The sequence below is a fragment of the Pedobacter sp. 01N416 genome (genome assembly GCF_056399685.1).
In genome coordinates, this window is sequence record NZ_JBFTRT010000907.1 from 1 (window position 1) to 1,124 (window position 1,124).

The following is a 1,124-nucleotide window of genomic DNA, read 5'->3' on the forward strand; positions in this document are numbered from 1 at the left end:
CCCAAATCCTGCTGATAGTTTGAAACATTATTTCTCGGCCAATAAAAATGTAACCAGGAAAACACCTCCAACTTTTTTTGTGCATGCTAAAGATGATAAAACTGTTCCTTTCGAAAATAGTGTTTTAATGAACGAAGCGTTAAAGCAGAATAAGGTAGATACTGATATTTATCTGTACGAAAAAGGTGGTCATGGTTTTGGTTTAATCAACAGGACTTCGGATGTAGATTGGTTTAACTTGTTGGCTGACTGGATGAAAAAAGAGAAATTTTAATATCTTTGCCGATATTTTAACCTCTTAACCGGAAATTTTAATGCATAAAACAATTAAATATGTTATGGTAGCTTTTGTTGCTATCATATCAATAGCAAGTTGTAAAAAAGAAATTAATGGGAACGCCAAGTTCGATCCTAATGGAAATGGCTGCAAACTAGCCAGTTTAAAGGCCGATCTTGATATTTTAGGCACTTACACACTTGCCTTCACTTACGACGCCTCTGGTAGGATTTCAAAAGCAACCACTACCGACGGTCAGACGAGTAATTATTTTTATACGGCAAATAAAATTACCGCTACCGATGGGGATGGGAATGTGTCTGAAATCGTTTTGGAAAATGGAAGGGCAATATCGAGTGGGAGTGATGGCGTTATTAGTGGAGGTGGGGTTAGTTATAGTTATACCAGAAAATACTCCTACAATGCAGATGGTTATTTAATTCAGGTGAAAAATTATTTAAACGGAGAATTAAATACAACAGATAACTTAACTTATGCTAACGGCAATTTAGTAAAAGCAGTTTCAGTTGATACTCACCTTGGCTACACAGAAACCACTACCTATGTATATTCAACAGAAAATGCGGTAAACACATACGAGATTGCGGATCCACTTTCTTATCATGTTGATTATTTTCCTGGTGGATATTTTGGGAAACAATCTAAAAATGTATTACTTAAAGGCACAGCAAAAACGGTAGACGGCGATGGTGATCCTTTTACTGATGCTGTTTATACCTTCGGCTATCAATACGATGGAAAAGGAAACGCTACATCGGTATCGTTTTCGGTGCTTTCTACTTTTTATCCAAGCAGTGGACCAGTTCAAACGGATACTTATAATGTA

The 1,124-nt window shown here is 36.5% G+C and carries 2 protein-coding genes; both read left to right on the forward strand.

From position 1 onward, the window contains the following. Positions 1–274 (forward strand): alpha/beta hydrolase family protein (locus AC1DND_RS28305; protein ID WP_477586228.1); only part of this gene is annotated, 274 nt, incomplete at its 5' end. 40 nt (positions 275–314) lie between these two features. Beyond that, positions 315–1,124: DUF4595 domain-containing protein (locus tag AC1DND_RS28310; RefSeq protein WP_477586230.1), on the forward strand; the 810-nt coding region annotated here is incomplete at its 3' end.